This window comes from Bradyrhizobium sp. cir1, from assembly GCF_014198245.1.
Taxonomy (GTDB): Bacteria; Pseudomonadota; Alphaproteobacteria; order Rhizobiales; family Xanthobacteraceae; genus Bradyrhizobium.
In genome coordinates, this window is the sequence record NZ_JACIHE010000014.1 from 41488 (window position 1) to 64461 (window position 22974).

Sequence of the window (22974 nt, forward strand, 5' to 3'; positions counted from 1 at the left end):
TCGGGCAAATCAGACGGAAGCCGGCAGGGATCGCGGCAACTGCGGCGCGGGGGGCGTTTTCGCGACAGGGCACGTCGTCAGCCGGGCGCGGCTCAAGGCTCGCGCGAATTTCGTATTTTACGAATTCTATTGAAGCGTCGGGCAAAACAGTGGCACTATGGCACGCTGGCCCCGTTCGGAAATCGCTACCGGCTTGTCGCGATGCGACAGCTCCCGCTTTCCAATGGATGCTTCGACAAACATCGGCAGAACGGTCCAGCGCACTTGATCGCCTTTTTGAAAGCCGTCGGAAACTGACGGTCCTTTTCTCGTCCTGCCACAGGCCTTCCTCGAAATGCCTGTCACTGTAATTATCGTGTCTCACTTCAGGGGTGCAGTCCAGCACTGTCACCGTAATCGCCATTTTTACTGCTCGACTTCGCCCCAGAGAAATTTTGGTGTCGAATAGACATAGTTCGTTCCTTTGCTCAAATCGAAGAACGCGTTTTCTGAGATATGCCTTTTCACTTCCTTCTTCCGATTTTCGTAAGCGAAGTCTTCGCAAGAACCAATATCCTCGAATAGCTTCATCAATATCGAGCCATTGCCAAGCTCTTGAACTTGAAAAGCCGGAGCCGAAAGTAGTCGGTCCCTAGAAAAAAGGTCCACATAGGGTTTGCCAAAAACAGTAATCCAATAGATATCTGGCAAGCATTTTCTTATCGTGTGAGTCGTGAGGAAGAGGCTCTTCCTCAATCTTTTAGTATCGAGAAATGCTACCGACTCAGTGGCAAGGCCGACGTCGATGTCAAAGTCGTTTGGCGAGTGAATGAACCCAAAATCTGCTGAAAATTCGACCGAGGAAGCAGAGATAAGATTTTCCATGGACCGCATATCAATATGCTTCCTGTCAGAGACAGAGATGGACCAAGTTGAGTGCTTTCTGTGGGGGCCATACTGCATGAAAATCGAGGACGTTAACTTCGGCTTGGCAACCCGCTTCAACAAAACATGATGCTCCCAGATACTGAACGCTGTTTCGAGATCGGCTATTGAAAAGTCCAGCCGAAGTGGCTCATGATTGCCAATGCGATCAGGTAAAGTATCCGGCGCAGCATCTCTCCAGACAGCAAACAGCTTGCGGGCATCAAGCCGGCGAGTCAAAGGAAGCGGACTAAGAATTTCGAAGAATAGCTGTGTCATGGAAATGAAGAAAAGACCCCGGTTATCAGATCGAAGCGTTGAATTGTGCCGCCGGTCGCAGAAATGGCCTGTTGCAGCGACCCGCTAACTCTTTGAGTGATCGGACTCACGACAAGATTGAGCGGCTGTCCAGCCCGTAGGATGGGTTGAGCTCTTCGCGAAACCCATCACCACCATAACTCAGATCGTTGAGTTTCGCTTCAGCTCTACTCATTCTACGCACAATCCAGCCGGGTGGGCGGACGGTCAGTCGGACGACGATCACGATTATGGAGAGCGGTGATCGGGAAGAGATGGGTTTCGCAAGGGCTCAACCCATCCTACGCACTGTTCCGATGGCGGATTGCTGGGTCTGCAACAGCCCCCCTTAGGATCGTAGGGGGCCGTTGCAAAGGGCGAACCCGGAATCCATCGTGCTGCAGGCGTTGTTGAGGCACGGATTCTATGATGCGCAATTGCGCATCATAGCGCGCGCCAAGGGGCGCGCCCCGGAATGACCGTCGAGGGGGAGGCGGACTACCCTACTTCGCCTTCTGCATCTTGGTCACCGTGTACCCCGAAGTCGCTTCCTCGGCCTCGAAGGTCACCTTGTCGCCGACCTTCACCTGCTTGAGCATGGCGGGGTCCTTGACGCGGTAGACCATGGTCATGGGCTCCTCCATGCCGAGACTCTTGGCGGGGCCGTGCTTGAGCGTGATCTTGCCGGCGCCCTCGTCGATCTTCTTGACCTCGCCGCTGATCGAAGCGCCTTCGGCCGCGATGGCTCCGGCAGCAAGGCTCACGGTCAGCGCCAGCGCTGCAGCGATGCGGATGATGCGGTTCATGGAAATCTCCACTGTTTACTTGACGGTGACCTGGCCGACCATGCCGTACTCGCGATGGTCGGGGATCAGGCAGGAGAACTCGAAGGTGCCTGCCTTGGTGAATTTCCAGACGATCTCGGCCGTCTTGTTCGGCGAAAGCCGCACGCCGTTCGGCTCGTCGTGCTCCATGTGCGGATGCTTCTTCATCACCTCGGCATGCGCGAGGTTCTCCTTAGGTGTCGCGAGCAGGAACTCGTGGTCCTCCTTGCCGACATTACGCAGCACGAAGCGGATCTGCTCGCCGCGCTTCACGTTGATCTTCGACGGCTCGTACGACATCTCGCTCAGCGAGATCTCGATGGTGCGCGCCGGCTTCCTGGGATCGCCGGGCTCGCCCGCTGAAAAGGACGCATGGCCGTGATCTTCGTGCGCGCCGGCGGACGAGATCGAGAGCGCTGCCAGCGCGAGGACGAATGTGACGGTCTTCTTCATCGTAGTCTCCAGTTGGTGGTTCATCGAAACGCTCACATCTTCATGTTCTTCATCGGCGGGCTGCCGGGTTTCTGCCGGGCCGGTTCTGCGGCCGGTGCGGTGACCTCGTAGGCGACGGTGCCTTGCGGGAATTTGTACGGACCGGGATCGCGGTAATCGTCTCGCCCGAGGCCCTCACGGATCTTCATCACCGTGAACATGCCGCCCATCTCGATCGGCCCGAACTGGCCGGTGCCGGTCATCATCGGCAGCGTGTTGTCGGGCGCGGGCATCTCCATGTTGCCCATCGCCATGCCGGTCGAACCCATCGCCATGCTGTCTGGCGCGAGCTTGCCGACGGCCTTGGCGAGATCCTTGCGCGACACGCCGATGAGGGTGCGCACCTCGTGTCCCATTGCGTTCATGGTGTGGTGCGATTTGTGGCAGTGGAACGCCCAGTCGCCGGGATTGTCGGCGAGCACGTCGAACACCCTGACAGCGCCGACGGGGACGTCGGTGGTGGTTTCGGGAATCTGCGCGCTCTCGGGAATCCAGCCGCCGTCGGTGCAGGTCACCGCAAAGCTGTGGCCGTGCAGGTGGATCGGATGGTTGGTCATGCTGAGATTGCCGATGCGCACGCGCACCTGGTCGCCGAGCCGCACCGGCAGCGGATCGATCCCCGGAAACACCCGCGAATTCCAGGTCCACATGTTGAAGTCGGTCATCTCGTTGACCTGCGGCAGATAGCTGCCGGGGTCGACGCGATAGGTGCTCATCACGAAGACATAGTCGCGGTCGACGGGCCGGAAATTCGGGTCGCGCGGATGCACGACGAACATGCCCATCATGCCCATCGCCATCTGCACCATCTCGTCGGAATGCGGGTGGTACATGAAGGTCCCGCTCTTCTTCATCTCGAACTCGTAGACGAAGGTCTTGCCCGGATCGATGTGCGGCTGGTTCAGCCCGCCGACGCCGTCCATGCCGCTCGGCACGATCATGCCGTGCCAGTGCACGGTGGTGTATTCGGGCAAGCGGTTGGTGACGAAGATGCGGACCTTGTCGCCCTCCACCGCCTCGATGGTCGGGCCGGGCGACTGGCCGTTATAGCCCCACAAATTCACCTTCATGCCTTCGGCGAATTCGCGCACCACGGGTTCGGCGACGAGATGGAATTCCTTCCAGTCGCCGTTCATGCGGAACGGCAGCGACCAGCCGTTCAGCGTGACCACGGGACGATAGTCGGGGCCGCTGGTCGGATGCAGCGGCGGCTGCATCACCACCTTGTCCATGGTGGGCGCTTCCGGGATCGATGCGGCCTGGACGCGGCCGCTGATGGCCGACGCGCCGGCAAGCGCGGCAGTCCCTAAAAATCCTCGGCGGGAAAACATGCTGGCCTCCATCTCAGTGGTCGCCATCGGCAGACGCTGCCGCGGCGATGGTGGTTGAAGTGTCGCCGCCGGAAGCAGGCGAGCCGCCGCCGTTGACGGCGGTCTGCAGGTCGGATTGCGCGAGGAAGAATCTCTGCCTGGCATCGATGGCGCCGCGCAGCGACGCCAGACGCTGCCGCGCCTCGGTCAGCAGCGCAAAGATGTCGACCTGCATGCTGGAGAAGCGCAGCTGCATCTCCTCGGTGATGATCTTGCGCAAGGGCACGATCTCGCGCTGGAAGTGGCTGGCGATGTCGTAGGTGGACCGGTAGACGCGATAGGCGTCTCGCGCCTCCGAGCGAACGTTCACGGCCCGCTCGGTCAGGCGGTTGAAGGCGAGATTGTAGGTCTCCGCCGCCTGCCGCACGCGGACCTCGCCGCCGTCGAAGATCGGAATCTGGAATTGAACGTCGAAGCCGCGTTCGCGGAACGGCGGCCCTTCCGGATCCTGGGTGCGGCGGGAGATGCCGGCGAGATCGAGCAGCGTCACGAAGCGCGTCGCCTCGGTGAGGTTCAGCGCCTTCGCCAGCGCGGTCAGCTCAAGCCGCGCGATCTGCAAGTCGATGCGATGGGCGACCGCGTCGGCCTCGATCGAGGGCAGGGCCTGCGGCCGGCGCGGCAATGGCGGCAACTGATTGGGCAGACGGAAGTCGAGGCCGTCGTCCCACAGCCCCATCAGGCGCGCGAGTCTTTCGCGCGTGCTCGCCGCAGCCTGCCGCGCGGTCGCGAGGTCGGCAGTCGTCTCGGCGTAGAACACCTGTTCGCGGGCCTGGTCGAGCTTGTTGATCGAGCCGGTCTCGCCGAGCTTGACGGCGAGTTGCGCGGTCGATTCCGCCGTGGCCTTCGCGTCCGTCAGCAGCACCACGAGCTCGTTGCAGGTGACTGCGCGGACATAGGCGCGGCGCACGTCGGCGGCAAGCCGCAACGTCGCCAGCGCCGCGCGCAGTTGCGCCTGGCGGAAGCGGTCGCGGGCGATCTCGGAGCGGAACGGCAGCGTGGCCAGGGCGAGGATGTCGCCGACCACCTGGCGCTCGATCTCGTTCGCGCCATTGCCCGAGATCCGCGAGATCGAGAACACCGGATTTGGCGGCAGGCTCTGCTCCACCAGATCGGTTTCGGCCAGCGCCAGTTCGTTGTACGCCGCTTGCAGTCCCTTGTTGTTGAGCAGCGCGATCTGCACGGCGGTCTCGATGGTCAGCGTGCGCGCCAGCAATCGGCGGACGGTCGCGTCGACGGCCTCGGCACCTTCGGCCGATCGGACGAAGGCGACGTCCTTGTTGATGGTCTGGCTGGTGAGGTCAGAGACCGTCGTCATGCCGCCGTCCGGCGAGAACGCCATGCAGCCGGCAAGACTTATTGACGAGAGTCCGAACGCGGTGAGCAAGAGCAGGCCGCGCGCAAGATGATGTGTCATGGCGCGTTCCTACCGGTCTTGCTTCGGTTGCGGCGTGACGGCGTCGTTGCGGTCCCGCCATGGCGCCGGCGTTGCGGGCCGCAGGCTGGTATAGGGCGCGATGGTCGAGCGATAGCCGACGCGTGCCACCTTCGCCGCCGGATCGGCGGGGTCGGCGCTGGCGACTTGTGTCGTTGCCGGCATGCAGCCGGACAGCGCCAGCGCGGCAAAGGCCAGCAGCCAATTGAATCGAAAGTGTCGTCCACCCACCGCAGATGCGGCGGCGGACTTCGCCCCGGAAAGCGTAGACATGACTTATCCCTGATCTGGAGACCACAGGTTCGCACGCGCAAATGCGCGCTCGGCCCGATGTCGTTACGTCAGATCAGGCGATGGGGGGGCGGTAGTGCTGGGGCGGCGCCGCGCTGTGCAGGCTGGCCACGATCTCGGGCGCGCAGGCCGACGTCGGCTGGACCGGCGTGGCGACGCTGGGCAGATCGGCCGGCAGCGCGCTGACGCACATCATCGCGCAGCACGGACCCACGGTTCCCTTGCCGCCATGATGATGCGGAGCGGGTGCGTCCTTCGCGGCGGTCTGGTGATGTGCGTGGGTTCCCGCATGTTCGTGCGAGGCATCGCCATGCAGATGGCTCGTCATCTGGTGATGCGCCGGCACGAGATCGGCGAGGATCGCGTCGTCTAGGCATGGTGTGGGACCAGTACCCCAGGCGAGGCTTGCCGCCGGCGCGAGCACGCAGAACAGATAGGCGAGGGCGATGATCCGCCCCACCCTGATCCGCATCGATCGCGTCAACCGCAACAACATTCCGCCGATAGGCTCCTCGCGCGGCAAGGTTGCACACGCTGATTGCAAACTAATCGCAAAACGCGCATTCGCCAAGCTCATTTTACCGCAGTGCACCGCGCATGCCCAATATATCGCCACGTTGCTTGACCCTCGGTTGATCCGCGGGCCATGTTCCGACCCGTGCACGCGCCAAATCATCCCGAACAAAGACCAGACTCATTCAGCCCTGATTCCCGTCAGGCCTGGGTGCGGCTCGTGCTTGCGCTTCTGATCGGCTCGATCGGTGCCGTCGGCATGTGGGCGGTCGTGGTTGTGATTCCTGTGGTGCAGGCGGAATTCGGTGCCACACGCGGCTCGGTGTCGCTGGCCTTCACGCTGATGATGTTCGGTTTCGGGCTGGGCGGCGTGATCGCCGGCAAGATCACCGACCGGTTCGGCATCGTGCCCGCGATGGCGATCAGCATTGCTTTTCTCGCCGTCGCCAATGTGCTCGCGGGCCTGTCGAGTCAGCTCTGGCAGTTCGTCGCGGCGTATTTCCTGATCGGCCTCGGCACCTCCGCGACCTTCGCGCCGCTGATGGCGGAAGCCTCGCATTGGTTCGAGCGCTATCGCGGGCTTGCCGTGACCATCGTCGCCAGCGGCAATTATGTCGCCGGCACGATGTGGCCGCCGATCGTGAGCTGGGGCACGCAGACCGCCGGCTGGCGCTACACCCATATCGGCATCGGCATCGTCTGCGCGAGCACGATGGCGCTTCTGGTCCTCGTTCTGCGCGCACAGATGGGCGACGACCATATTCGCGATCATGCCAAGGCACCGCCGCCGCGAGTCGATCTCAAGCTGTCGACCAACACGCTGACGGTACTGCTCTCGATCGCGTCGATCTCCTGCTGCGTGGCGATGGCGATGCCGCAGGTGCATATCGTCGCCTATTGCGGCGATCTCGGCTATGGCGTCGCGCGTGGCGCCGAGATGCTATCGCTGATGATGGGCTGCGGCATCGTCAGCCGCATCGGCTCGGGCTATCTCGCCGACAAGATCGGCGGCATCCGTACGCTGCTGATCGGATCGCTCGCGCAGGGCTTTGCGCTGGTGTTCTATCTGTTCTTCGACAGCCTCACCTCGCTGTATCTGATCTCCGCGATGTTCGGCCTGTTCCAGGGCGGCATCGTGCCGAGCTACGCCATCATCGTGCGCGAAGCGATGCCGGCGCGCGAAGCGGCCACCCGCGTCGGCATCGTGATCTTCGCTTCCGTGTTCGGCATGTCCTTCGGCGGCTGGGTGTCGGGCGTGATCTTCGATGCCACCGGCTCGTATGGTGCGGCGTTCGCCAATGGCGTGGCGTGGAATGCGCTGAACATCGGCATCGTCGTGCTGCTGCTGATCCGCGCGCGGATGGGCTCGGTCAAGACCGGCCCGGGGTTTGCCACTTAAACGGACTGTCCTGCCTTCAGCAGCGAGCAGCCGGTGATCTTGTAGCTGCCGTCGCCCTGCTGCTCGAGCGTGTAAAACGCCTCCCAGGCCTCGCCGTTGGCATCGATGATATGGACGCGCTGGACGATCCAGCCGCCATCAATCTTGCTCTCGCCAAATTCAAAACTCTTGTGACGATAGACCGGCGCGTAGCCGTTCCGCACCATGGACATGAAGATGTCGGGGGCGGGAAAGATTTCCTTGATCGCAGGTGCCGCATAGGAATAGGCCGCCGTCGCATCGTCGCGAACGAAGGCCTGCTCCTGGGCGCGGATGACGCCTTGGGCCGTCGCGACATCGCCGGCAAACGCTGCGTGATGACAAACAACAATGAGAGCGACCAGCAAGGCTGCGATGCGCATGACAGGCTCCACGTTGATATCCCGGCGGAAGCGACCCTAGCACATCTGCGGCGCCAGGGCGTGTACTCATAGATCACGCGCTTAGCTTGGGTGCGCCAGATGCCGGCTCGTCGCTCAACAGCGGCACGAACAGCGGACTTCGTTGAAGGTCGCCGATGGGCCATTCGCGTCGATTTGGCCGCGCGTCGACCATTTCCGGTCCACCCCCCTGAAAGCCGACATGAGGACAGGCGTTCGTTCGTTTACGCCGGCCATAAGTGTCTGTGGAGTTCTTAGACTTACGGTGTGGATGGGCGGACATGAGCCTGCTACGCTCACTCCGTTCGGGAAGCGGAGGGAAGGAAAATGGTTACACGAGCCAAAGCATGTCTCGGTGTAGCAGTGTTCGTTGCATACCTTTCCACCAACGCCGCCACCTTGGCAGGAGAATTGGTCAGGTTTGAAAGTGCTCCCGTTCACGTCGGCCAACTCCAGCAGCGCCTGGCGCGCGAACGTGGCGAAACGTCGAAAGCAGCGTCTGAAACGATTGAGGGTTACCTGTCGAAACCTGAGGGCGACGGCCCATTTTCCGCCATTGTGTATCTCCACGGATGCGATGGACTTTCGGAAGACGCCCGAACGTACAACGCGCGGGGCTATGTGTCGCTTATGCTGGATAGCTTTGCGACCCGTGGCATCAAGAACGCCTGCACCCAGGTGACGCCGGGCCTGCTGCTTACCCGCCAAGGTGATGCTTTAGGCGCGCTATCCTATCTTTCCAAGCTTCCCTTCGTCGATTCTCAACGTATCGCGGTTATTGGATATTCGCAGGGTGCAATGGTTGCGCTGCAGTTGGCGTCGAACCAGCAGGCGGAAATCTTTGACGTCCCCCGGGATCGAAAGTTCAAGGCCGCCGTGGCCTACTACCCGCTTTGCGGCGTTGCCTCCGAGGAACTCATCGTTCCTGCATTGATCATGATCGGCGAACTCGACGACTGGACGCCCGCGACGGACTGCGAGCGTTGGATGAAGCGGCGGGCCGACAGGGGAGCACCCGTAAAATTGATCGTCTATCCCGGTGCCTATCACGCCTTTAATTCCCCCGCCTTCGCCGATGGCAGGGAATATCTCGGACATTGGCTCAAATATGATCCCACCGCGGCCGCCCAGTCAGTCCAGGAGATGCGGAGTTTCCTCGCTGCTCAATTTTCCCATTGAGTGACGGCGAAGCGAGTGCGCGGCATCGGCATCACGCATCGTCCGCTGTGGGTCACAAGCAGTAATGCTCTGGCCGATCAGCAGATTTCCGCTCGGTCCTCAGGAGTCGACATTTCTTTTATGAGTACACGGCTCTTTTAGGAGTACACGCCGCTAGCGCTTTCGGTTTGTCGCCGGCTTTGTCGTCTTGGACGAGCGGGCCTTGACCTTGCTGGGCGGCTGCACCCGCAAACCATCCACGAACACGTCGAGCATCCGCAGCACCGAGGACTGCCAGCCGGGTTGGTCGTGCATGTAGCACATGCCGACGAGCGCCCTGAGCAGGTCCTCCGGACTGATATCGCCACGCATCTCGCCGGCCGCGACTGCGCGGTCGAGCAGCGAGCCGATCGCCTTGGTCAGCCGGTCCATCGAGAATGCCGCGAGTTCCGACGTGCTCTGGAACGTCAGCGCCAGCGCGGCCGACATGCCTTTCTTGGTGGCGACGAATTCGACGTTGGAGCGCAGCCAGCGACGCAGCGCGTCGACCGGGTCCTTGGCATTCTTCAACTGCTCGGCGAGCTCGCTGAGCTGCTCGACTTCACGCCGGTACACCGCCTCGAACAGATCCTCGCGGGTCGGGAAATGCCGGTAGAGCGTGCCGATGCCGACGCCGGCGCGTTTGGCGACGGCCTCCAGGCTCGCCTCGGGCCCGCCGGCGCTGAACACGAGTTTCGCCGCCTCGAGCACGCGCTCGCGATTGCGCACGGCATCGGCGCGAGGCTTCCGGATCTGGTCGGTGTGGTCGTCCATATCAGGCAATGTAGATCACGAATTGGTTAGATTGAACCCTTAGCTGGCTACATCGCGTTGTACGCGCATGGGCTTTTGACGAATTCCAAATATTTCTCGGCGGCCCTTGTTAAGCGGAGGGTGCCTCCGTATCTTCGTTGATGTCGGCCCGGGCCACGTCCGGACGATGCGATATCGACGGCGGCCACGGAGGTGGCGCGCCGCGCGATGAGCCGTGTCCATATCTGATCGGAGCCTTGTATGAACCACTCCATCAGCCTCACCGTGAACGGTGCGCGGCGCGACTTCGTCCTCGACGATCCGCGCGTCACGCTGCTCGATCTCCTGCGTGAGCGCCTCCATTTGACCGGAACCAAGAAGGGATGCGATCGCGGCCAATGCGGCGCCTGCACCATTCTCGTCGACGGCAAGCGCATCAATTCCTGTCTCGCGCTCGCCATCAGCCATGACGGCGCCGACATCCTCACCATCGAAGGCGTTGCGCGCGGCGACCAACTGCATCCGGTGCAGGCGGCCTTCATCGCCCATGACGGATTTCAGTGCGGCTTCTGCACGCCCGGCCAGATCATGAGCGCGATCGGCATGATGCAGGAGGCGCAGGCCGGCAACGATCCCGAACGCATCCGCGAATGCATGAGCGGCAATCTCTGCCGCTGCGGCGCCTATGCCGGCATCGTTGATGCCGTGCTGGAGGCGCAGGCCGGCATGGATGAATCCAACCAGAGGCGCTCAGCATGAAACCGTTCGATTATGTCAGGCCGGCCACGGTCACTGAAGCCGTTGCTGCCGCCGCCCAGCCGGGTGCTGCGTATCTTGCCGCCGGCACCAACCTGCTCGATCTGATGAAAGGCGGCGTCAGCCGTCCGGATCGCCTGGTCGACGTCACGCATCTCGATGGGCTCGATCAAATCGAGACGCTCGCCGACGGATCGTTGCGGATCGGTGCGCTGGTGAGCAACGCTGATCTCGCGCATGATCCGGAATTCGCAAGGTCCTATCCGGCCGTCGCCGAAGCGCTGCTCTCCGGCGCGTCGGCGCAACTGCGCAATGCTGCGACCGTCGGAGGCAATCTGCTGCAGCGGACACGCTGCGTCTATTTCTACGACACTGCCAGCCGCTGCAACAAGCGCGACGCCGGCACCGGCTGCGACGCCAGAGACGGCGAGAACCGCACCCATGCCGTGCTCGGCTGGAGCGAGAGCTGCATCGCCACCCATCCGTCCGACTTCTGCGTGCCGCTGGTCGCGCTCGATGCCGTCGTCGAGATCGAGGGCAGGAACGGCCGGCGCGAGATCGCCCTCGACGCGCTGCATCGCCTGCCGGGCAATACGCCCGAGCGTGACTCCGCGCTCGAACCCGGCGACCTCATCGTCGCGGTACGCCTGCCGCCCCCCGCGCGCGGATTTTCCGCGCATGCCCGTTACCTCAAGGTCCGCGAGCGCACCTCCTATGCCTTCGCGGTCGTCTCGGCTGCAGCCGCGTTGCGGATCGAGAACGGCAGGATCGCGGAGGCGCGGCTTGCGCTCGGCGGCGTCGCCGCCAAGCCGTGGCGCGCCCGTGCTGCGGAGGACGTTCTGAGGAACGTTGCGCCGACGGCGGACGCGTTCCAGGAAGCCGCCTGGCGCGCGCTCGCCGACGCAAAGCCGTCCGGCGACAACGCCTTCAAGATCGAGCTTGCGCGCCGCATCGTCGTGCGCGCGCTGCTGCTCGCCGCCGCGGGTACGCCCGCGCGCCTGCCGGCGCTGCCGGCCTCTCCCTTTGCCTCGACCTCCGGAGCCATTCATGCCTGAGCTCAATCTCACCAGCGCTCCCGCCCATCTGCGGCACGGCTCGAACATCGGCCAACCGCTGACCCGCCGCGACGGCGTCCTCAAGGTCAAGGGGCAGGCAACTTACGCCGCCGACAATCATCCGCCCGGCATGCTGTTTGCGGTGATGGCCGTCTCCAGCATTTCGCGCGGCCGGGTGGCCTCGCTCGATGTTGCGGCGGCCAAGCGTCATCCCGGCGTCGTCGACGTCATGACGCCGAGCCACAAGCCACCGCTCGCGATCGACCCCGAGCTCAAGACCAATCCGTTCGTGTTCCGGATGGAGGTGTTGCAGAGCGACGAGATCCGCTACGCCAACCAGCCGATCGCGGTCGTAATCGCCGAGACGCTGGAGGCGGCGACGGAAGGCGCGCTGCTGCTGGCGCCGCGCTACGAGACGCTGCCGGCGCTCGTGGGGCTCGATGTCGGCGAAAGCTTCGTGCCGCCGGTCGTCGGTGTCGGCAATCCCACGGAGGTTCACCGCGGCGATGTCGAGGCGGGCCTCGCCTCGGCCGAGAAGCAGATCGACGCGATTTACGAAACGCCGCCGCAATATCACAACGCGATGGAGCCGCATGCGATCGTTGCCTCCTGGGACGGCGACCGTCTGCAGATCGACATGCCGACCCAGGGCCTGATGCTGTCGCTGGCGCGCATCGCCGAATTGTTCGGCATCGCGCACGACAAGATCCACATCCGCAGCCCATTCCTCGGCGGTGGCTTCGGCTCCAAGGGATTGATGGCCGGGCCGCCAACGCTCGGCATCATGGCGGCAAAGCTCGTCGGCAGGCCGGTCAAGCTGGTGCTGCGCCGCGAGCAGATGTACGGCCCGGTCGGTCATCGCGCACCGACGCGGCAGCGCTTACGCATCGGCGCCGACGGCGAGGGACGCCTGACCGCGCTCGATCATCACGCCAGGACCGTGTCGAGCACGTTCGACGATTTCTACGAGCCCGCGGCCGATGCCTCGCACACGCTCTATGCGGCGCCTGCGATCCGCACCTTGCACGATGCCGTGCGCGTCAACACCGGCACGCCGCTGTTCATGCGCGCGCCGGGGGAGGCGACCGGCTCGATCGCGCTCGAGAGCGCGATCGACGAGATGGCCTGGGCCTGCGGCATCGACCCGCTGGCCTTCCGCCTGAAGAACTATGCCGAGGTCGAGCCGATCTCCGGCAAGCCGTTCTCGTCCAAGGCACTGCGTGCCTGCTACGAGCAGGGCGCGGCGCGGTTCGGATGGGCGAAGCGCTCGCTCCAGCCGCGGCAGATGCGCGACGATGCCGGTCTTCTGGTCGGCTGGGGTGTGGGCACGGCGACCTTCCCGGCGCTGATGTTCCAGGCCCAGGCACGCGCAGCGATCCGCCGCGACGGTTCGGGCGTCATGGAGATCGGCGCGCATGACATGGGGCAGGGCGCCTGGACGGCGCTGGCCCAGATCGCGGCCGATGCGGTCGGCCTCGATATCGACCGCGTCGAATTCAAGGCCGGCACGTCCGACCTGCCCGATGCCGGCATTGCCGGCGGTTCGGCCCATACCGCGACAGCGGGGGCTGCGATCCACAGCGCAGGCGCGGCCGTGATCGCTGAGCTCGCCGATCTCGCTACGAACGACGAGCGCTCGCCGCTGTTCGGCGCCGGCAACGCCGGCGTGATCGCGCGGGAGGGCAGGCTGATCCGTCGTGATGACGAGAGCCGCAGCGAGAGCTATGCCGAGATCCTCGCGCGCGCCGGCGTTGCCGAGGTCGAGGCGCGCGGCACCGGCGCGCCGAATCCTGCGGCAATGGAGGAATATGCGATGCACGCCCACGGCGCGGTGTTCGCGGAAGTGAAGGTCGATCCCGAGCTCGGCCAGGTCCGCGTCACCCGCATGGTCGGGGCCTTCGCCGCGGGGCGGATCGTCAATCCGCATCTGGTAAAGAGCCAGCTGTTCGGCGGCATGATCTGGGGCCTGTCCTTCGCGCTGCACGAGGAAGCCATCACCGACCGCCGCAGCGGCCGCATCATGAATGCCAATCTCGGCGAGTACCACATCCCCGTGAATGCCGACGTGCCGCCGCTCGACGTCATCACGGTCGAGGAGCACGACCCGCATGTCAATGCGCTCGGCATCAAGGGCGTCGGCGAGATCGGCATCACCGGCAGCGCCGGTGCGGTCGCCAACGCCGTCTGGCACGCGACCGGCGTGCGCGTCCGCCGCTTCCCGATCCGGATCGAGGAGCTGCTGACGCAGCATTGAGGAGCTTTGCGGCACTGGGCCCCGCGCGCTCAGTGCCGCAAAGAGAGGACCTCGTGAGCTTTCGCCGCGAGCCGCCGGCTAGCGGATCGAGCCGGCAAAATTGTCGATGTCGGGCGAGGCGCGCGCCGGAAACAGCCGGGCGGTCGAGGAGTTGTCGAGCCGTCGCTTGCACTTCGCCTCGTCGTCGTCCTCCTTGCCGGTGCGTTTCTTTGCGAACGCATCGTCCAGACGGTTGACGATCAGCATGGCGCGATCGCGCTCCAGCGTGTCCGGATTCTTGCGCTGTTCGTCGGAGCGGAAGGTGCCGCCGACGATCTTGCCCTTCATGTCGTAGTCGCAGCCGGCCTTCCAGTCGCCCTGGTCCCATTTCCAGCCCTGCGCGGTCAGCCGGCCGTCCTTGTCGACCGTGATCTTGATGATGGCGTTGGAGGCGAGCCAGACGCCGGCAAGGCCCGCGCGCTTGTCGTCAAAACCCTCGAGCAGCGCGATCCGCTCACGCTGGAGGGCATCGACATGGTCGCGCCCGTCGGCCGTGAAATGCATCTCTGCGGTCCGCTTCTCCCAGGCCGGGTGGAGAAATTCGGGGAATTCCACCGCCTGCGCCTGCACCCAGTTGCGCTGATCTTCCATCAGCGCACGCCGCGTCGCATCGTCGAGGCGCGGCAGCAGCGCCTTCCAGGCGCGGTTCAGTCGCTGATCGTTCTCGGCGAGGTCCGGGTCGGAGCAGATCTCTTCGTCCGTCGCCGTCACCGGACGCACGCAATCGAAGCTCGGCGCGACGAACGACGTCTCGACCTTGTCGGCCACCTCGGACCTGCCGCTCGCGAAATAGGTGCCGGTGATCTGCCACAGATAGTCGCAATCATCGCGATCCCCGGTCGTATCGTCGCCGCCGAAGGTGACGACGCGCAGGGTTTCGCCCTGGCGGCGGAGCTTGATTGCCGGCGGTCTTGCCGGCTTCGCGTCCGGCCCGCTCGTCGATGATCCCGCATTCGCTGGCGGGATCGCCCCGCTCAGCCAGTCGCCCGCCGATGTCACCGTCGCGCTCAGCCTGCATTGCCGGTGCTTGTCACTGCCGTAATAGGCGCTCATGTCGATAGTCAGTTGCCGGGTGCCGTTCGCAGACGGCGAGATGGTGACGCTGCCGAAGGCATTGGCCCATTTGCCGGTGAGACCGACGCCGCCAAAACCGCCTGCGATCTCGCCGAGCACAGCGGCGCGCTGGCGCAGCGTCGCGATAAAGCTGTCGCGCAGCTCGGCTTCGTCGACCTCCTGCACGGTGTCGGCGGCCTGCAGGATCATCTCATTGAACCAGGCCTGGTCGCGCTTGAGGAGCGGCCGGATGTTGGCGGGCGTCCTGGCGAGCGCCGCGTCGAATGATTTGTCGATCGCCGCGACGAGCTGGTCGTAACCCCTCTCCTTGCAGGCGGCGGCCTTGCTCCGGCTGTCGTCGCCATTGATCGCGCCGCACAGCGTGATTGCTGTCGGCGCGCTGCTGGCAGCGCGGAGATCGTCATCCATGGCGCGGCAGGTGGCCGGAGCAAGCAGAACTGTCGCGCTAAGGAGCACGAGGCGGAAGGGGACGAACATCGGCGGCTCTCGGGAAGCGGAATCATGCCTCCTGCTTGGTCGTCCGCTGCGTCAGGCGGGTTCAGGAGAATTCGGGTGTGCGACGACCTTGCCGGTCGGTCAATTCATCATCCGGCGGAGAGCCTTGATCTGCTCTCTCTGCATCTCGATGTATTTTTCGATGGCCTTGCGCAGCTCCCGCGAGCGGAGCTTTTCGGTATCGCGCTGCACTTCGTCGAGTGCGGCTTCGGCGTTGGCGAGCGTGGTCTTCATGGCGGGCCCAGTTACGAAGCGGCCCCGGCGTGCCTAGGAGTCCGGGGCCATAACCTCAGCACCTTTGCGCCAGGCTGCTCGGCTACGACTGCCAATATATAGAACTTCGGCTTGCAGAAATTGAGCTGGCTCAAGCACCGTAAGATACCGGTGGCTCCGTATGATTGCGGAGGGGCTGACGGCGCGTCAGAACGTCGGCGGCGTGCAGGCCGAGATCACTTCGCACGGCTTGCCGCCGACGCAGCGGAAGCGATGCGGGCGGCGGCTCTCGAAATAATAGGCGTCGCCCGGATTGAGAATGCGACGCTCGTCCTCGACGGTGACTTCGAGCTTGCCCGAAATCACGATGCCGCCTTCCTCGCCGTCATGGACGAGATGAACGCGTCCGGTGTCGCTGCCGGGCTCGTAGCGCTCTTTCAAGATCTGCAGGCTGCGGCCGAACAGATTGTCGCCGACTTGCCGATACGAGATCGGCTTCTTGCCGACCTCGGTCAGCTCTTCGGCGCGGTAGAAGATCTTGCGTCGGCTCTCCGGCTCGAGCGCGAAGAACTCGGCGAGTCCCATCGGGATGCCGTCGAGGATGCGCTTGAGCGCGCCGACCGACGGGTTCATCTGGTTGGATTCGATCAGCGAGATCGTCGAATTGGTGACGCCGGCGCGTTTTGCCAGTTCACGCTGCGACAGCTTGTGGCGCGCCCGGATGAATCGCAGCCGTCCACCGATGTCGACGCTCATGCCCAAGTCCTGTGTTGCAGGTGTTGCGGATCGCGCAAATATGGACCGGTAGCCCCAGTAAAATCAATGGCTTGCAGGCCGTCAGAAAAGGACTTGTTGCGCTTTTGAAGCCGTGGCTCTGCTAGCATGTCAGCAAAGGAGCGCGGCCGTGACCCTTCATCAGATTCCGAACACTATCAAGACCGACTCGTTCTGGATGCCGTTCACGGCCAACCGGCAGTTCAAGAAGGCGCCGCGCCTGTTCTCCTCGGCCGAGGGCATGCACTACACCACCGTCGACGGCCGCAAGGTGATCGACGGCTCCGCCGGCCTCTGGTGCGTCAATGCCGGCCACGGCCGCAAGCAGATCGCGGCTGCGGTCGAGCGGCAGCTGATGACGCTGGACTTCGCGCCGTCGTTCCAGATGGGCCACCCGCTGGCATTCGACTTCGCTGAGCGCCTTGCCGAGATCGCGCCGAAGGGCCTCGATCGCATCTTCTTCACCAATTCCGGCTCCGAGTCGGTCGACACCGCGCTGAAGATCGCGCTCGCCTATCATCGCGCCACCGGCCAGTCGAGCCGCACCCGCCTGATCGGCCGCGAGCGCGGCTATCACGGTGTCGGCTTCGGCGGCACCTCGGTCGGCGGCATGGTCGCCAATCGCCGCGCCTTCGCGACCCTGCTGCCGGGCGTCGACCACATCCGCCATACCCACGATCTCACCCGTAACGCTTTCGCCAAGGACCAGCCCGAGCATGGCGCCGAGCTCGCCGACGATCTCGAGCGTCTGGTGGCCCTGCACGGCGCCGAGACCATCGCCGCCGTCATCGTCGAGCCGGTGCCGGGTTCGACCGCGGTGCTGCCGCCGCCGAAGGGCTATCTGCAGCGCCTGCGCGAAATCTGCGACAAGCACGGCATCCTCTTGATCTTCGACGAGGTCATCACCGGCTTCGGCCGTCTCGGCACGCCGTTCGCCGCCAACTTCTTCGGCGTCACGCCGGACCTGATGACGACGGCCAAGGGCATCACCAACGGCACCATTCCCTGTGGCGCGGTGTTCGCCAGCCGCAAGGTGCATGACGGCATGATGGTCGGCCCGGAGAGCCAGATGGAGCTGTTCCATGGCTACACCTATTCCGCGCATCCGACCGCCTGCGCCGCCGGTATCGCGACGCTCGACATCTACAAGGACGAGGGCCTGCTCACGCGCGGTGCCTCGATCGCCGAATACTGGCGCGATGCACTGCATTCGCTCAAGGGCCTGCCGAACGTCGTCGACATCCGCAATTGCGGCCTGATGGGCGCGGTGGAGCTGGCGCCGCGCGACGGCGTCGTCGGTGCGCGCGGCTATGACGTCATGGTCGACTGCTTCAACACGGGCCTCTATCTGCGCATGAGCGGCGACAGCTTTGCGATGTCGCCCCCGCTCATCGTCGAGAAGAGCCACATCGACCAGATGGTTTCGATCCTCGGCGACGCCATCAAGAAGGTGGCCTGATAATTGCTCTCGCCGTTGCGAGTTGTTTCCTTGCAGCGGCGAGCGTGATGCCGCGGGAGTTTGACCAAGCGTGAAAGTTCTGATCCTCGGCAGCGGTGTCATCGGTGTCACCTCTGCCTACTACCTCGCACGTGCCGGCCATGACGTGACGGTCGTCGACCGTCAGCCGGAGCCGGCACTTGAGACCTCTTTTGCCAATGCCGGCGAGGTGTCGCCCGGCTATTCCTCGCCCTGGGCCGGTCCCGGCGTGCCGGTGAAGGCGGTCAAGTGGCTCTTGATGAAGCACGGCCCGCTGGTGATCCGGCCGAAGCTCGACCCTGTGATGTGGGTCTGGCTGCTCAAGATGCTGCGCAACTGCACCAGCGCGCGTTACGCGGTCAACAAGAGCCGGATGATCCCGATCGCGGAATACAGCCGCGATTGCCTGCGCGATCTGCGTCGCGACATCGGTATCCAGTATGACGAGCGCTCGCAGGGCACGCTGCAGCTGTTCCGCCACCAGTCCCAGCTCGACGGCACCGGCGAGGATATCGCCGTGCTCAAGCAATATGGCGTGCCCTTCGAGGTGCTGAGCCGCGAGGGCTGCATTGCGGTGGAGCCGGCGCTCGGCGGCGTGAAGGAAAAGTTCGCCGGCGGGCTTCGCCTGCCGCAGGACGAGACCGGCGACTGCCACATGTTCACGCAGGCTCTGGCCAAGCACGCCCAGGCGCTCGGCGTGCGCTTCATGTTCAACACCGGCATCGATCGCATCGTCACCGACGGCGCGCGCGTCAGCGGCGTCGCCAGCAGCGCCGGCCTGTTGCAGGCGGACGCTTACGTGCTCGCGCTCGGCAGCTGGTCGCCGCGCCTCGTCGCGCCGCTCGGGATTTCGCTGCCGGTCTATCCGGTGAAGGGTTATTCGATCACGGTGCCGATCAAGGACGCCTCCGGCGCGCCGGAATCGACCGTGATGGACGAGAGCTACAAGGTCGCGATCACCCGCCTCGGCGATCGCATCCGCGTCGGCGGTACCGCCGAGATATCAGGCTATTCGAGCAAGCTCTACGACGCGCGCCGCGCCACGCTCGATCATTCCCTGACCGACCTGTTCCCGCGCGGCGGTGACCTGTCAAAGGCGACGTTCTGGAGCGGCCTGCGCCCGATGACGCCGGACGGCCCGCCCGTGATCGGCCCGGCCCAATACGCCAACCTCCACCTCAACACCGGCCACGGCACGCTCGGCTGGACCATGTCCTGCGGCTCCGGCCGCGTGCTCGCCGACATGCTGTCGGGCAAGAAGCCGGACATCGATGTCAGCGCGCTGACGGTGGACCGGTACAATCACCGGTTCGGGTGATTTGCTTCAGCGCCTTGATGCGCGTTCAGCGAGAAACCTGGTGACGGGCCCTTCGTCACCGTACATCGCCTTCCAAAGATCGGCGCCTGAGGCCCAATCTCCCATCCATTGGGCAAAGCTAGGAGCTTCGTCGAAGAAGGCTTCTTTCCAATCGGAGCCGTCGTAGACGTTCGGATCGAATATGCGCATCCGGAAATCTCCGTCTGCACAATCTACGCAGGACAAGATTGCGCATCCCCAGTGGCAGACAGGCAGAAGTCTCGCAGGCCACTTCCAATTCGGCTCGTCGGCACAGTCGCCCTGAAATTGCTCATAAATGGCAGGGGCGGTTTTGCCTGTATCGTCCGGCACACCATTGGTGAGCCCGATCAGACCATACCCAGGCCCAAAACCACCATTACCGATCTCGGCGTAAATTCGTTTCAAGAGGGGCGGGAACGAGAATCCGAGTCGTTGTTCGTCGGATGCAACATCAGCAGGGTTGCTACGTGTCAATCTCGACCGCGAGCCTTTGCCAAGATCGGTAAGTCCCATCCTTAATCGCTGGTGGATGGCCGCAACAATCAAATCGTCCATCGGAGCTTCTTTCAAAGATGACGCGGTCATCTCAGCACATCAAAGGGATGCGTGCTACCCCGCCCCCGTCACGCAGTTCACCCACAGCACCACGGCCTTCGCATCCTGCGCCGGGTTCGAAAACCGGTGCGGCCGTCGGCTGGCAAACCGAAAACTGTCGCCTTGCTTCAGCGACCACGTTTCGCTGTCCACCGTCAGCATCATCTCGCCTTCGAGCACGAGGCCGGCCTCTTCGCCGTCATGGGTGTAGAGCTCGTCGCCGGTGGAGCCGCCGGGCTCCAGATGCACCAGGAACAGGTTGAGCCTGTTGTCGGCGCTCGCCGGGCTCAGCAATTGCTTCGACACACCGGTGCGCCAGAGCTTCAGCTCGGGGCGCTGCAGGCCGCGCGTCACCACCTGGTCGGACGCGCCGTCGGCGCCCGGGCTCGCGCCGAACAGTGCGGCGATGCCGACGCCGAGCACGTCGGCGAGCGTCGCCAGCACGCGCAGCGACGGCGACGACAGGCCGCGCTCGATCTGGCTGAGGAAGCCGATCGACAGCTCCGTGCGCGCGGCGACCATCTCCAGCGAGAACTGCCTGACGCGCCTGAGATTGCGGATGCGACGACCGACCGCGACGTCCATCGCGGGCTCGGCCGGTTTGGCGACGGCTTTGGCTCTCGCCTTCCTGGCCGGCTTTGCGGCGGCCGGTTTGCGCATTCTTTTGCCACCGCTCACGTCAAACCGCTTCCTTCATGTGCATGAAAACCGCTTGCATCACTGGCGAAAGTGTGACCAAATTTTCATATTGGTGAAAATAGGCCGAAACGGCTTGGCCCGCAACGTCTGCGATCAAGACATCTGCGAGGCCCACTTCGGCCGGGCCCAAAGGGGGATGCGATGAAGCGTTTTGTTCAGGCCGCGATTGCGGCGCTCGCGCTGTTTGCCGCCGCGCCTGGCTCGGCGCAGCAGGTGCTGAAGGTCGGCTCGACGCCGACAGGCATTCCCTTCACCTTCCTCGACACCAAGACCAACACCATCCAGGGCATCATGGTCGATATCATCACCGAGGTCGGCAAGGACGCCGGCCTCAACGTGCAGATCGAGCCAATGGCGTTCTCGGCACTGATCCCGTCGCTGACCTCGAGCAAGATCGACATCATCGCGGCTGCGATGTTCATCACCGCGCCGCGCAAGGAGGTCGTCGACTTCTCCGACCCGATCTACACCTACGGCGAGGGCCTCGTGGTGCCGAAGGGCGACACCAAGGCTTACACCACCCAGGAAGACCTGAAGGGCGAGACCGTCGGCGCCCAGGTCGGCACCGCCTTCGTCGATGCGCTGAAGAAGTCCGGCCTGTTCGCGGACGTGAAGGCCTACGACACCATCCCCGACATCCTGCGCGACGTGAACACCGGCCGTCTCAAGGCTGGCTTCGCCGACTATCCCATCCTCGCCTATAACCTGAAGCAGGGCGGTTTCCCCGAGGTGCGTCTCGTCGACGGCTACAAGCCCGTCACCGTCGGCTCGGTCGGTATCGGCGTGCGCAAGGGCGAGAGCGCGCTGCTCGGCAAGATCAACGCCTCGCTGGCGAAGCTGAAGGCCAACGGCACCATCGACAAGATCCTCGATAAATGGGGCCTGAAGGCGCAGGGTTGATCGATAGAGGCTGATCGAAAGCTGCCCGATGAAAGGCTTCTGGCACGACGCTGCCGAGTTCTTCCCGATCCTGATGAACGGCGTCGCATTGACGATCGTCGTCACCATCGGCTCGCTGCTGCTCTCGACCCTGCTCGGTCTCGTCTGGGCGATGATGCGGGTCTCCGGCATCAAGGCGCTGTCGATGCTCAGCGCCAGCCTGATCAACGTGATCCGCGGCATCCCGATCATCGTCCTCTTGTTCTATCTCTACTTCGTGATGCCGGATCTCGGCGTCACGCTGTCGGCCTTGCAGGCCGCCATCCTCGGGCTCGGCATCGCCTACTCGGCCTATCAGGCCGAAAACTTCCGCGCCGGCATCGAGGCCATCGACAAGGGCCAGATCGAGGCGGCGCAGTCGATCGGCATGGGCTGGTGGCTCACCATGCGCCGCGTGGTGCTGCCGCAGGCCGTGCGCATCGTGCTGCCGCCCTACGGCAATGTCATGATCATGATGCTGAAGGACTCTTCGCAAGCCTCGACCATCACGGTCGCCGAGCTCGCGCTGCAGGGCAAGCTGATTGCGTCCTCGACCTTCAAGAACACCAGCGTGTTCACGCTGGTTGCGCTGATGTATCTCACCATGAGCATTCCTTTGATCCTGCTGGTCCGTCATTTCGAGAAGCGGGCCGGCAAGAAATGATCGAGCTGAGCGACGTCCACAAGAGCTTTGGCGAGGTCGAGGTGCTCAAGGGCATCACGGCTTCCGTCGAGAAGGGCGAGGTGGTCTGCATCATCGGTCCCTCGGGCTCCGGCAAATCCACCATCCTGCGCTGCATCAACGGGCTAGAAAGCTACGACCGCGGCGAGATCAGCGTCGAGGGATTGAAGGTCGACCGCGACGCGCCGTCGATCGTGAACATCCGCACCCAGGTGTCGATGGTGTTCCAGCGCTTCAACCTGTTCCCGCACCGCACGGCGCTGGAGAACGTGGTTGAAGGTCCGCTCTTCGTGAAGAAGGAGCCGCGTGCCGCAGCGCTCGAGCGGGGCCGCGCGCTACTCGCTCAGGTCGGCCTCGCCGAGAAGGCCGACGCCGACCCGCCGCAGCTCTCCGGCGGCCAGCAGCAGCGCGTCGCGATCGCGCGGGCGCTTGCGATGCAGCCCAAGGCAATCCTGTTCGACGAGCCGACCTCGGCGCTCGACCCTGAATTGGTCGGCGACGTCCTCGGCGTGATGCGCAAGCTCGCCGACGACGGCATGACCATGGTCGTCGTCACCCACGAGATGGGCTTTGCCCGCGACGTCGCCGACCGCGTGCTGTTCATCGACGGCGGCGTCATTGTCGAGCAAGGGCCGGCGAAATCGGTGCTCAATCAACCGCAGCACGCGCGCACGCAGGACTTCCTGCGCCGCGTGCTGCATCCGCTCTGACCGGA

General features: G+C 64.0%; 24 protein-coding genes. 10 read left to right on the forward strand and 14 right to left on the reverse strand.

The genetic code is table 11. The features are described 5' to 3' along the window. Positions 1 to 405: 405 nt before the first annotated feature. From GGD63_RS25415 to GGD63_RS25445, 7 genes are all read right to left on the reverse strand, one after another. Positions 406 to 1182 carry a hypothetical protein gene (locus tag GGD63_RS25415; RefSeq protein WP_183245896.1) on the reverse strand — a complete coding sequence of 259 codons (777 nt, stop codon included), beginning with the start codon at positions 1180 to 1182 and terminating at the stop codon, positions 406 to 408. A gap of 521 nt (positions 1183 to 1703) precedes the next feature. Further along, on the reverse strand, positions 1704 to 2006 hold the full coding sequence (locus GGD63_RS25420; RefSeq protein WP_183245897.1) for a copper-binding protein: 303 nt from the start codon (positions 2004 to 2006) through the stop codon (positions 1704 to 1706). A 15-nt stretch (positions 2007 to 2021) separates the two neighbouring features. Next, positions 2022 to 2477, reverse strand: coding sequence for a cupredoxin domain-containing protein (locus tag GGD63_RS25425; protein ID WP_183245898.1), 456 nt, complete (start codon positions 2475 to 2477; stop codon positions 2022 to 2024). A gap of 32 nt (positions 2478 to 2509) precedes the next feature. Continuing rightward, complete coding sequence (locus GGD63_RS25430) at positions 2510 to 3847, reverse strand: multicopper oxidase family protein (protein ID WP_183245899.1); 1338 nt, start codon at positions 3845 to 3847, stop codon at positions 2510 to 2512. 13 nt (positions 3848 to 3860) lie between these two features. Beyond that, positions 3861 to 5300 (reverse strand): TolC family protein, encoded by a 1440-nt coding sequence (locus GGD63_RS25435; protein WP_183245900.1) that lies wholly within the window; start codon positions 5298 to 5300, stop codon positions 3861 to 3863. A 9-nt stretch (positions 5301 to 5309) separates the two neighbouring features. After that, positions 5310 to 5591, reverse strand: coding sequence for a hypothetical protein (locus GGD63_RS25440; RefSeq protein ID WP_183245901.1), 282 nt, complete (start codon positions 5589 to 5591; stop codon positions 5310 to 5312). Between the two features lie 73 nt (positions 5592 to 5664). After that, entirely contained in the window at positions 5665 to 6105 is a 441-nt protein-coding gene (locus GGD63_RS25445) for a hypothetical protein (RefSeq protein ID WP_183245902.1), read from the reverse strand. Positions 6106 to 6255: 150 nt separating this feature from the next. Between GGD63_RS25445 and GGD63_RS25450 the strand changes: the two genes are divergently transcribed. After that, positions 6256 to 7521 (forward strand): MFS transporter, encoded by a 1266-nt coding sequence (locus tag GGD63_RS25450; protein ID WP_183245903.1) that lies wholly within the window; start codon positions 6256 to 6258, stop codon positions 7519 to 7521. Here the strand turns inward: GGD63_RS25450 and GGD63_RS25455 are convergent. After that, entirely contained in the window at positions 7518 to 7922 is a 405-nt protein-coding gene (locus GGD63_RS25455) for a DUF4864 domain-containing protein (protein WP_183245904.1), read from the reverse strand. The genes GGD63_RS25450 and GGD63_RS25455 overlap by 4 nt on opposite strands. A 345-nt stretch (positions 7923 to 8267) precedes the next feature. Between GGD63_RS25455 and GGD63_RS25460 the strand changes: the two genes are divergently transcribed. Then, the gene (locus tag GGD63_RS25460) at positions 8268 to 9119 is read left to right on the forward strand and encodes a dienelactone hydrolase family protein (protein WP_183245905.1); all 852 of its coding nucleotides are present in this window, start codon (positions 8268 to 8270) and stop codon (positions 9117 to 9119) included. Positions 9120 to 9272: 153 nt separating this feature from the next. Here the strand turns inward: GGD63_RS25460 and GGD63_RS25465 are convergent, their stop codons facing one another. Continuing rightward, positions 9273 to 9911 (reverse strand): TetR/AcrR family transcriptional regulator, encoded by a 639-nt coding sequence (locus tag GGD63_RS25465; RefSeq protein ID WP_183246037.1) that lies wholly within the window; start codon positions 9909 to 9911, stop codon positions 9273 to 9275. A 240-nt stretch (positions 9912 to 10151) separates the two neighbouring features. Here GGD63_RS25465 and GGD63_RS25470 point away from each other — a divergent pair, with 240 nt between their 5' ends. From GGD63_RS25470 to GGD63_RS25480, 3 genes are read left to right on the forward strand one after another with little or no spacing between them, the layout of a single operon-like run. Further along, positions 10152 to 10649, forward strand: coding sequence for a (2Fe-2S)-binding protein (locus GGD63_RS25470; RefSeq protein WP_008140891.1), 498 nt, complete (start codon positions 10152 to 10154; stop codon positions 10647 to 10649). Next, positions 10646 to 11701 (forward strand): xanthine dehydrogenase family protein subunit M, encoded by a 1056-nt coding sequence (locus GGD63_RS25475; protein WP_183245906.1) that lies wholly within the window; start codon positions 10646 to 10648, stop codon positions 11699 to 11701. Before GGD63_RS25470 ends, GGD63_RS25475 begins: the two co-directional genes overlap by 4 nt. After that, positions 11694 to 13955: a xanthine dehydrogenase family protein molybdopterin-binding subunit gene (locus tag GGD63_RS25480; RefSeq protein ID WP_183245907.1), complete on the forward strand. Its 2262-nt coding sequence runs from the start codon at positions 11694 to 11696 to the stop codon at positions 13953 to 13955. Before GGD63_RS25475 ends, GGD63_RS25480 begins: the two co-directional genes overlap by 8 nt. Positions 13956 to 14033: 78 nt before the next feature. Here GGD63_RS25480 and GGD63_RS25485 read toward each other — a convergent pair whose 3' ends face one another. The 3 genes from GGD63_RS25485 to GGD63_RS25495 form a co-directional block, all read right to left on the reverse strand. Then, positions 14034 to 15545 (reverse strand): lysozyme inhibitor LprI family protein, encoded by a 1512-nt coding sequence (locus tag GGD63_RS25485; protein ID WP_183245908.1) that lies wholly within the window; start codon positions 15543 to 15545, stop codon positions 14034 to 14036. A 99-nt stretch (positions 15546 to 15644) separates the two neighbouring features. Beyond that, positions 15645 to 15797 carry a hypothetical protein gene (locus GGD63_RS25490; protein WP_183245909.1) on the reverse strand — a complete coding sequence of 51 codons (153 nt, stop codon included), beginning with the start codon at positions 15795 to 15797 and terminating at the stop codon, positions 15645 to 15647. 186 nt (positions 15798 to 15983) lie between these two features. Further along, complete coding sequence (locus GGD63_RS25495; protein WP_018646206.1) at positions 15984 to 16532, reverse strand: cupin domain-containing protein; 549 nt, start codon at positions 16530 to 16532, stop codon at positions 15984 to 15986. A 148-nt stretch (positions 16533 to 16680) separates the two neighbouring features. On the opposite strand from GGD63_RS25495, the gene GGD63_RS25500 reads away from it, so the two are divergent. Together GGD63_RS25500 and GGD63_RS25505 are read left to right on the forward strand one after the other, a co-directional pair. After that, positions 16681 to 18009 (forward strand): aspartate aminotransferase family protein, encoded by a 1329-nt coding sequence (locus GGD63_RS25500; RefSeq protein ID WP_183245910.1) that lies wholly within the window; start codon positions 16681 to 16683, stop codon positions 18007 to 18009. Positions 18010 to 18079: 70 nt separating this feature from the next. Further along, positions 18080 to 19345, forward strand: coding sequence for a D-amino acid dehydrogenase (locus GGD63_RS25505; protein ID WP_183245911.1), 1266 nt, complete (start codon positions 18080 to 18082; stop codon positions 19343 to 19345). A 6-nt stretch (positions 19346 to 19351) separates the two neighbouring features. Here GGD63_RS25505 and GGD63_RS25510 read toward each other — a convergent pair whose 3' ends face one another. Further along, on the reverse strand, positions 19352 to 19951 hold the full coding sequence (locus GGD63_RS25510; RefSeq protein ID WP_246785632.1) for an SMI1/KNR4 family protein: 600 nt from the start codon (positions 19949 to 19951) through the stop codon (positions 19352 to 19354). 24 nt (positions 19952 to 19975) lie between these two features. Further along, positions 19976 to 20620, reverse strand: coding sequence for a helix-turn-helix domain-containing protein (locus tag GGD63_RS25515; RefSeq protein ID WP_183245912.1), 645 nt, complete (start codon positions 20618 to 20620; stop codon positions 19976 to 19978). A gap of 180 nt (positions 20621 to 20800) precedes the next feature. On the opposite strand from GGD63_RS25515, the gene GGD63_RS25520 reads away from it, so the two are divergent. From GGD63_RS25520 to GGD63_RS25530, 3 genes are read left to right on the forward strand one after another with little or no spacing between them, the layout of a single operon-like run. Beyond that, positions 20801 to 21559 (forward strand): ABC transporter substrate-binding protein, encoded by a 759-nt coding sequence (locus GGD63_RS25520; RefSeq protein ID WP_183245913.1) that lies wholly within the window; start codon positions 20801 to 20803, stop codon positions 21557 to 21559. A gap of 28 nt (positions 21560 to 21587) precedes the next feature. Further along, positions 21588 to 22241 (forward strand): amino acid ABC transporter permease, encoded by a 654-nt coding sequence (locus GGD63_RS25525; RefSeq protein WP_183245914.1) that lies wholly within the window; start codon positions 21588 to 21590, stop codon positions 22239 to 22241. Next, positions 22238 to 22969, forward strand: a complete 732-nt coding sequence (locus tag GGD63_RS25530) for an amino acid ABC transporter ATP-binding protein (RefSeq protein ID WP_183245915.1) — start codon at positions 22238 to 22240, stop codon at positions 22967 to 22969. The genes GGD63_RS25525 and GGD63_RS25530 overlap by 4 nt, the downstream gene beginning before the upstream one ends. Positions 22970 to 22974: the final 5 nt, after the last annotated feature.

Bases quoted from the DNA above. Each gene is read 5' to 3' on its own strand.
- GGD63_RS25415 (WP_183245896.1), bottom strand. From the start codon at position 1,182: ATGACACAGCTATTCTTCGAAATTCTTAGTCCGCTTCCTTTGACTCGC.
- GGD63_RS25420 (WP_183245897.1), bottom strand. From the start codon at position 2,006: ATGAACCGCATCATCCGCATCGCTGCAGCGCTGGCGCTGACCGTGAGC.
- GGD63_RS25425 (WP_183245898.1), bottom strand. From the start codon at position 2,477: ATGAAGAAGACCGTCACATTCGTCCTCGCGCTGGCAGCGCTCTCGATC.
- GGD63_RS25430 (WP_183245899.1), bottom strand. From the start codon at position 3,847: ATGTTTTCCCGCCGAGGATTTTTAGGGACTGCCGCGCTTGCCGGCGCG.
- GGD63_RS25435 (WP_183245900.1), bottom strand. From the start codon at position 5,300: ATGACACATCATCTTGCGCGCGGCCTGCTCTTGCTCACCGCGTTCGGA.
- GGD63_RS25440 (WP_183245901.1), bottom strand. From the start codon at position 5,591: ATGTCTACGCTTTCCGGGGCGAAGTCCGCCGCCGCATCTGCGGTGGGT.
- GGD63_RS25445 (WP_183245902.1), bottom strand. From the start codon at position 6,105: ATGTTGTTGCGGTTGACGCGATCGATGCGGATCAGGGTGGGGCGGATC.
- GGD63_RS25450 (WP_183245903.1), top strand. From the start codon at position 6,256: ATGTTCCGACCCGTGCACGCGCCAAATCATCCCGAACAAAGACCAGAC.
- GGD63_RS25455 (WP_183245904.1), bottom strand. From the start codon at position 7,922: ATGCGCATCGCAGCCTTGCTGGTCGCTCTCATTGTTGTTTGTCATCAC.
- GGD63_RS25460 (WP_183245905.1), top strand. From the start codon at position 8,268: ATGGTTACACGAGCCAAAGCATGTCTCGGTGTAGCAGTGTTCGTTGCA.
- GGD63_RS25465 (WP_183246037.1), bottom strand. From the start codon at position 9,911: ATGGACGACCACACCGACCAGATCCGGAAGCCTCGCGCCGATGCCGTG.
- GGD63_RS25470 (WP_008140891.1), top strand. From the start codon at position 10,152: ATGAACCACTCCATCAGCCTCACCGTGAACGGTGCGCGGCGCGACTTC.
- GGD63_RS25475 (WP_183245906.1), top strand. From the start codon at position 10,646: ATGAAACCGTTCGATTATGTCAGGCCGGCCACGGTCACTGAAGCCGTT.
- GGD63_RS25480 (WP_183245907.1), top strand. From the start codon at position 11,694: ATGCCTGAGCTCAATCTCACCAGCGCTCCCGCCCATCTGCGGCACGGC.
- GGD63_RS25485 (WP_183245908.1), bottom strand. From the start codon at position 15,545: ATGTTCGTCCCCTTCCGCCTCGTGCTCCTTAGCGCGACAGTTCTGCTT.
- GGD63_RS25490 (WP_183245909.1), bottom strand. From the start codon at position 15,797: ATGAAGACCACGCTCGCCAACGCCGAAGCCGCACTCGACGAAGTGCAG.
- GGD63_RS25495 (WP_018646206.1), bottom strand. From the start codon at position 16,532: ATGAGCGTCGACATCGGTGGACGGCTGCGATTCATCCGGGCGCGCCAC.
- GGD63_RS25510 (WP_246785632.1), bottom strand. From the start codon at position 19,951: ATGACCGCGTCATCTTTGAAAGAAGCTCCGATGGACGATTTGATTGTT.
- GGD63_RS25515 (WP_183245912.1), bottom strand. From the start codon at position 20,620: ATGCGCAAACCGGCCGCCGCAAAGCCGGCCAGGAAGGCGAGAGCCAAA.
- GGD63_RS25520 (WP_183245913.1), top strand. From the start codon at position 20,801: ATGAAGCGTTTTGTTCAGGCCGCGATTGCGGCGCTCGCGCTGTTTGCC.
- GGD63_RS25525 (WP_183245914.1), top strand. From the start codon at position 21,588: ATGAAAGGCTTCTGGCACGACGCTGCCGAGTTCTTCCCGATCCTGATG.
- GGD63_RS25530 (WP_183245915.1), top strand. From the start codon at position 22,238: ATGATCGAGCTGAGCGACGTCCACAAGAGCTTTGGCGAGGTCGAGGTG.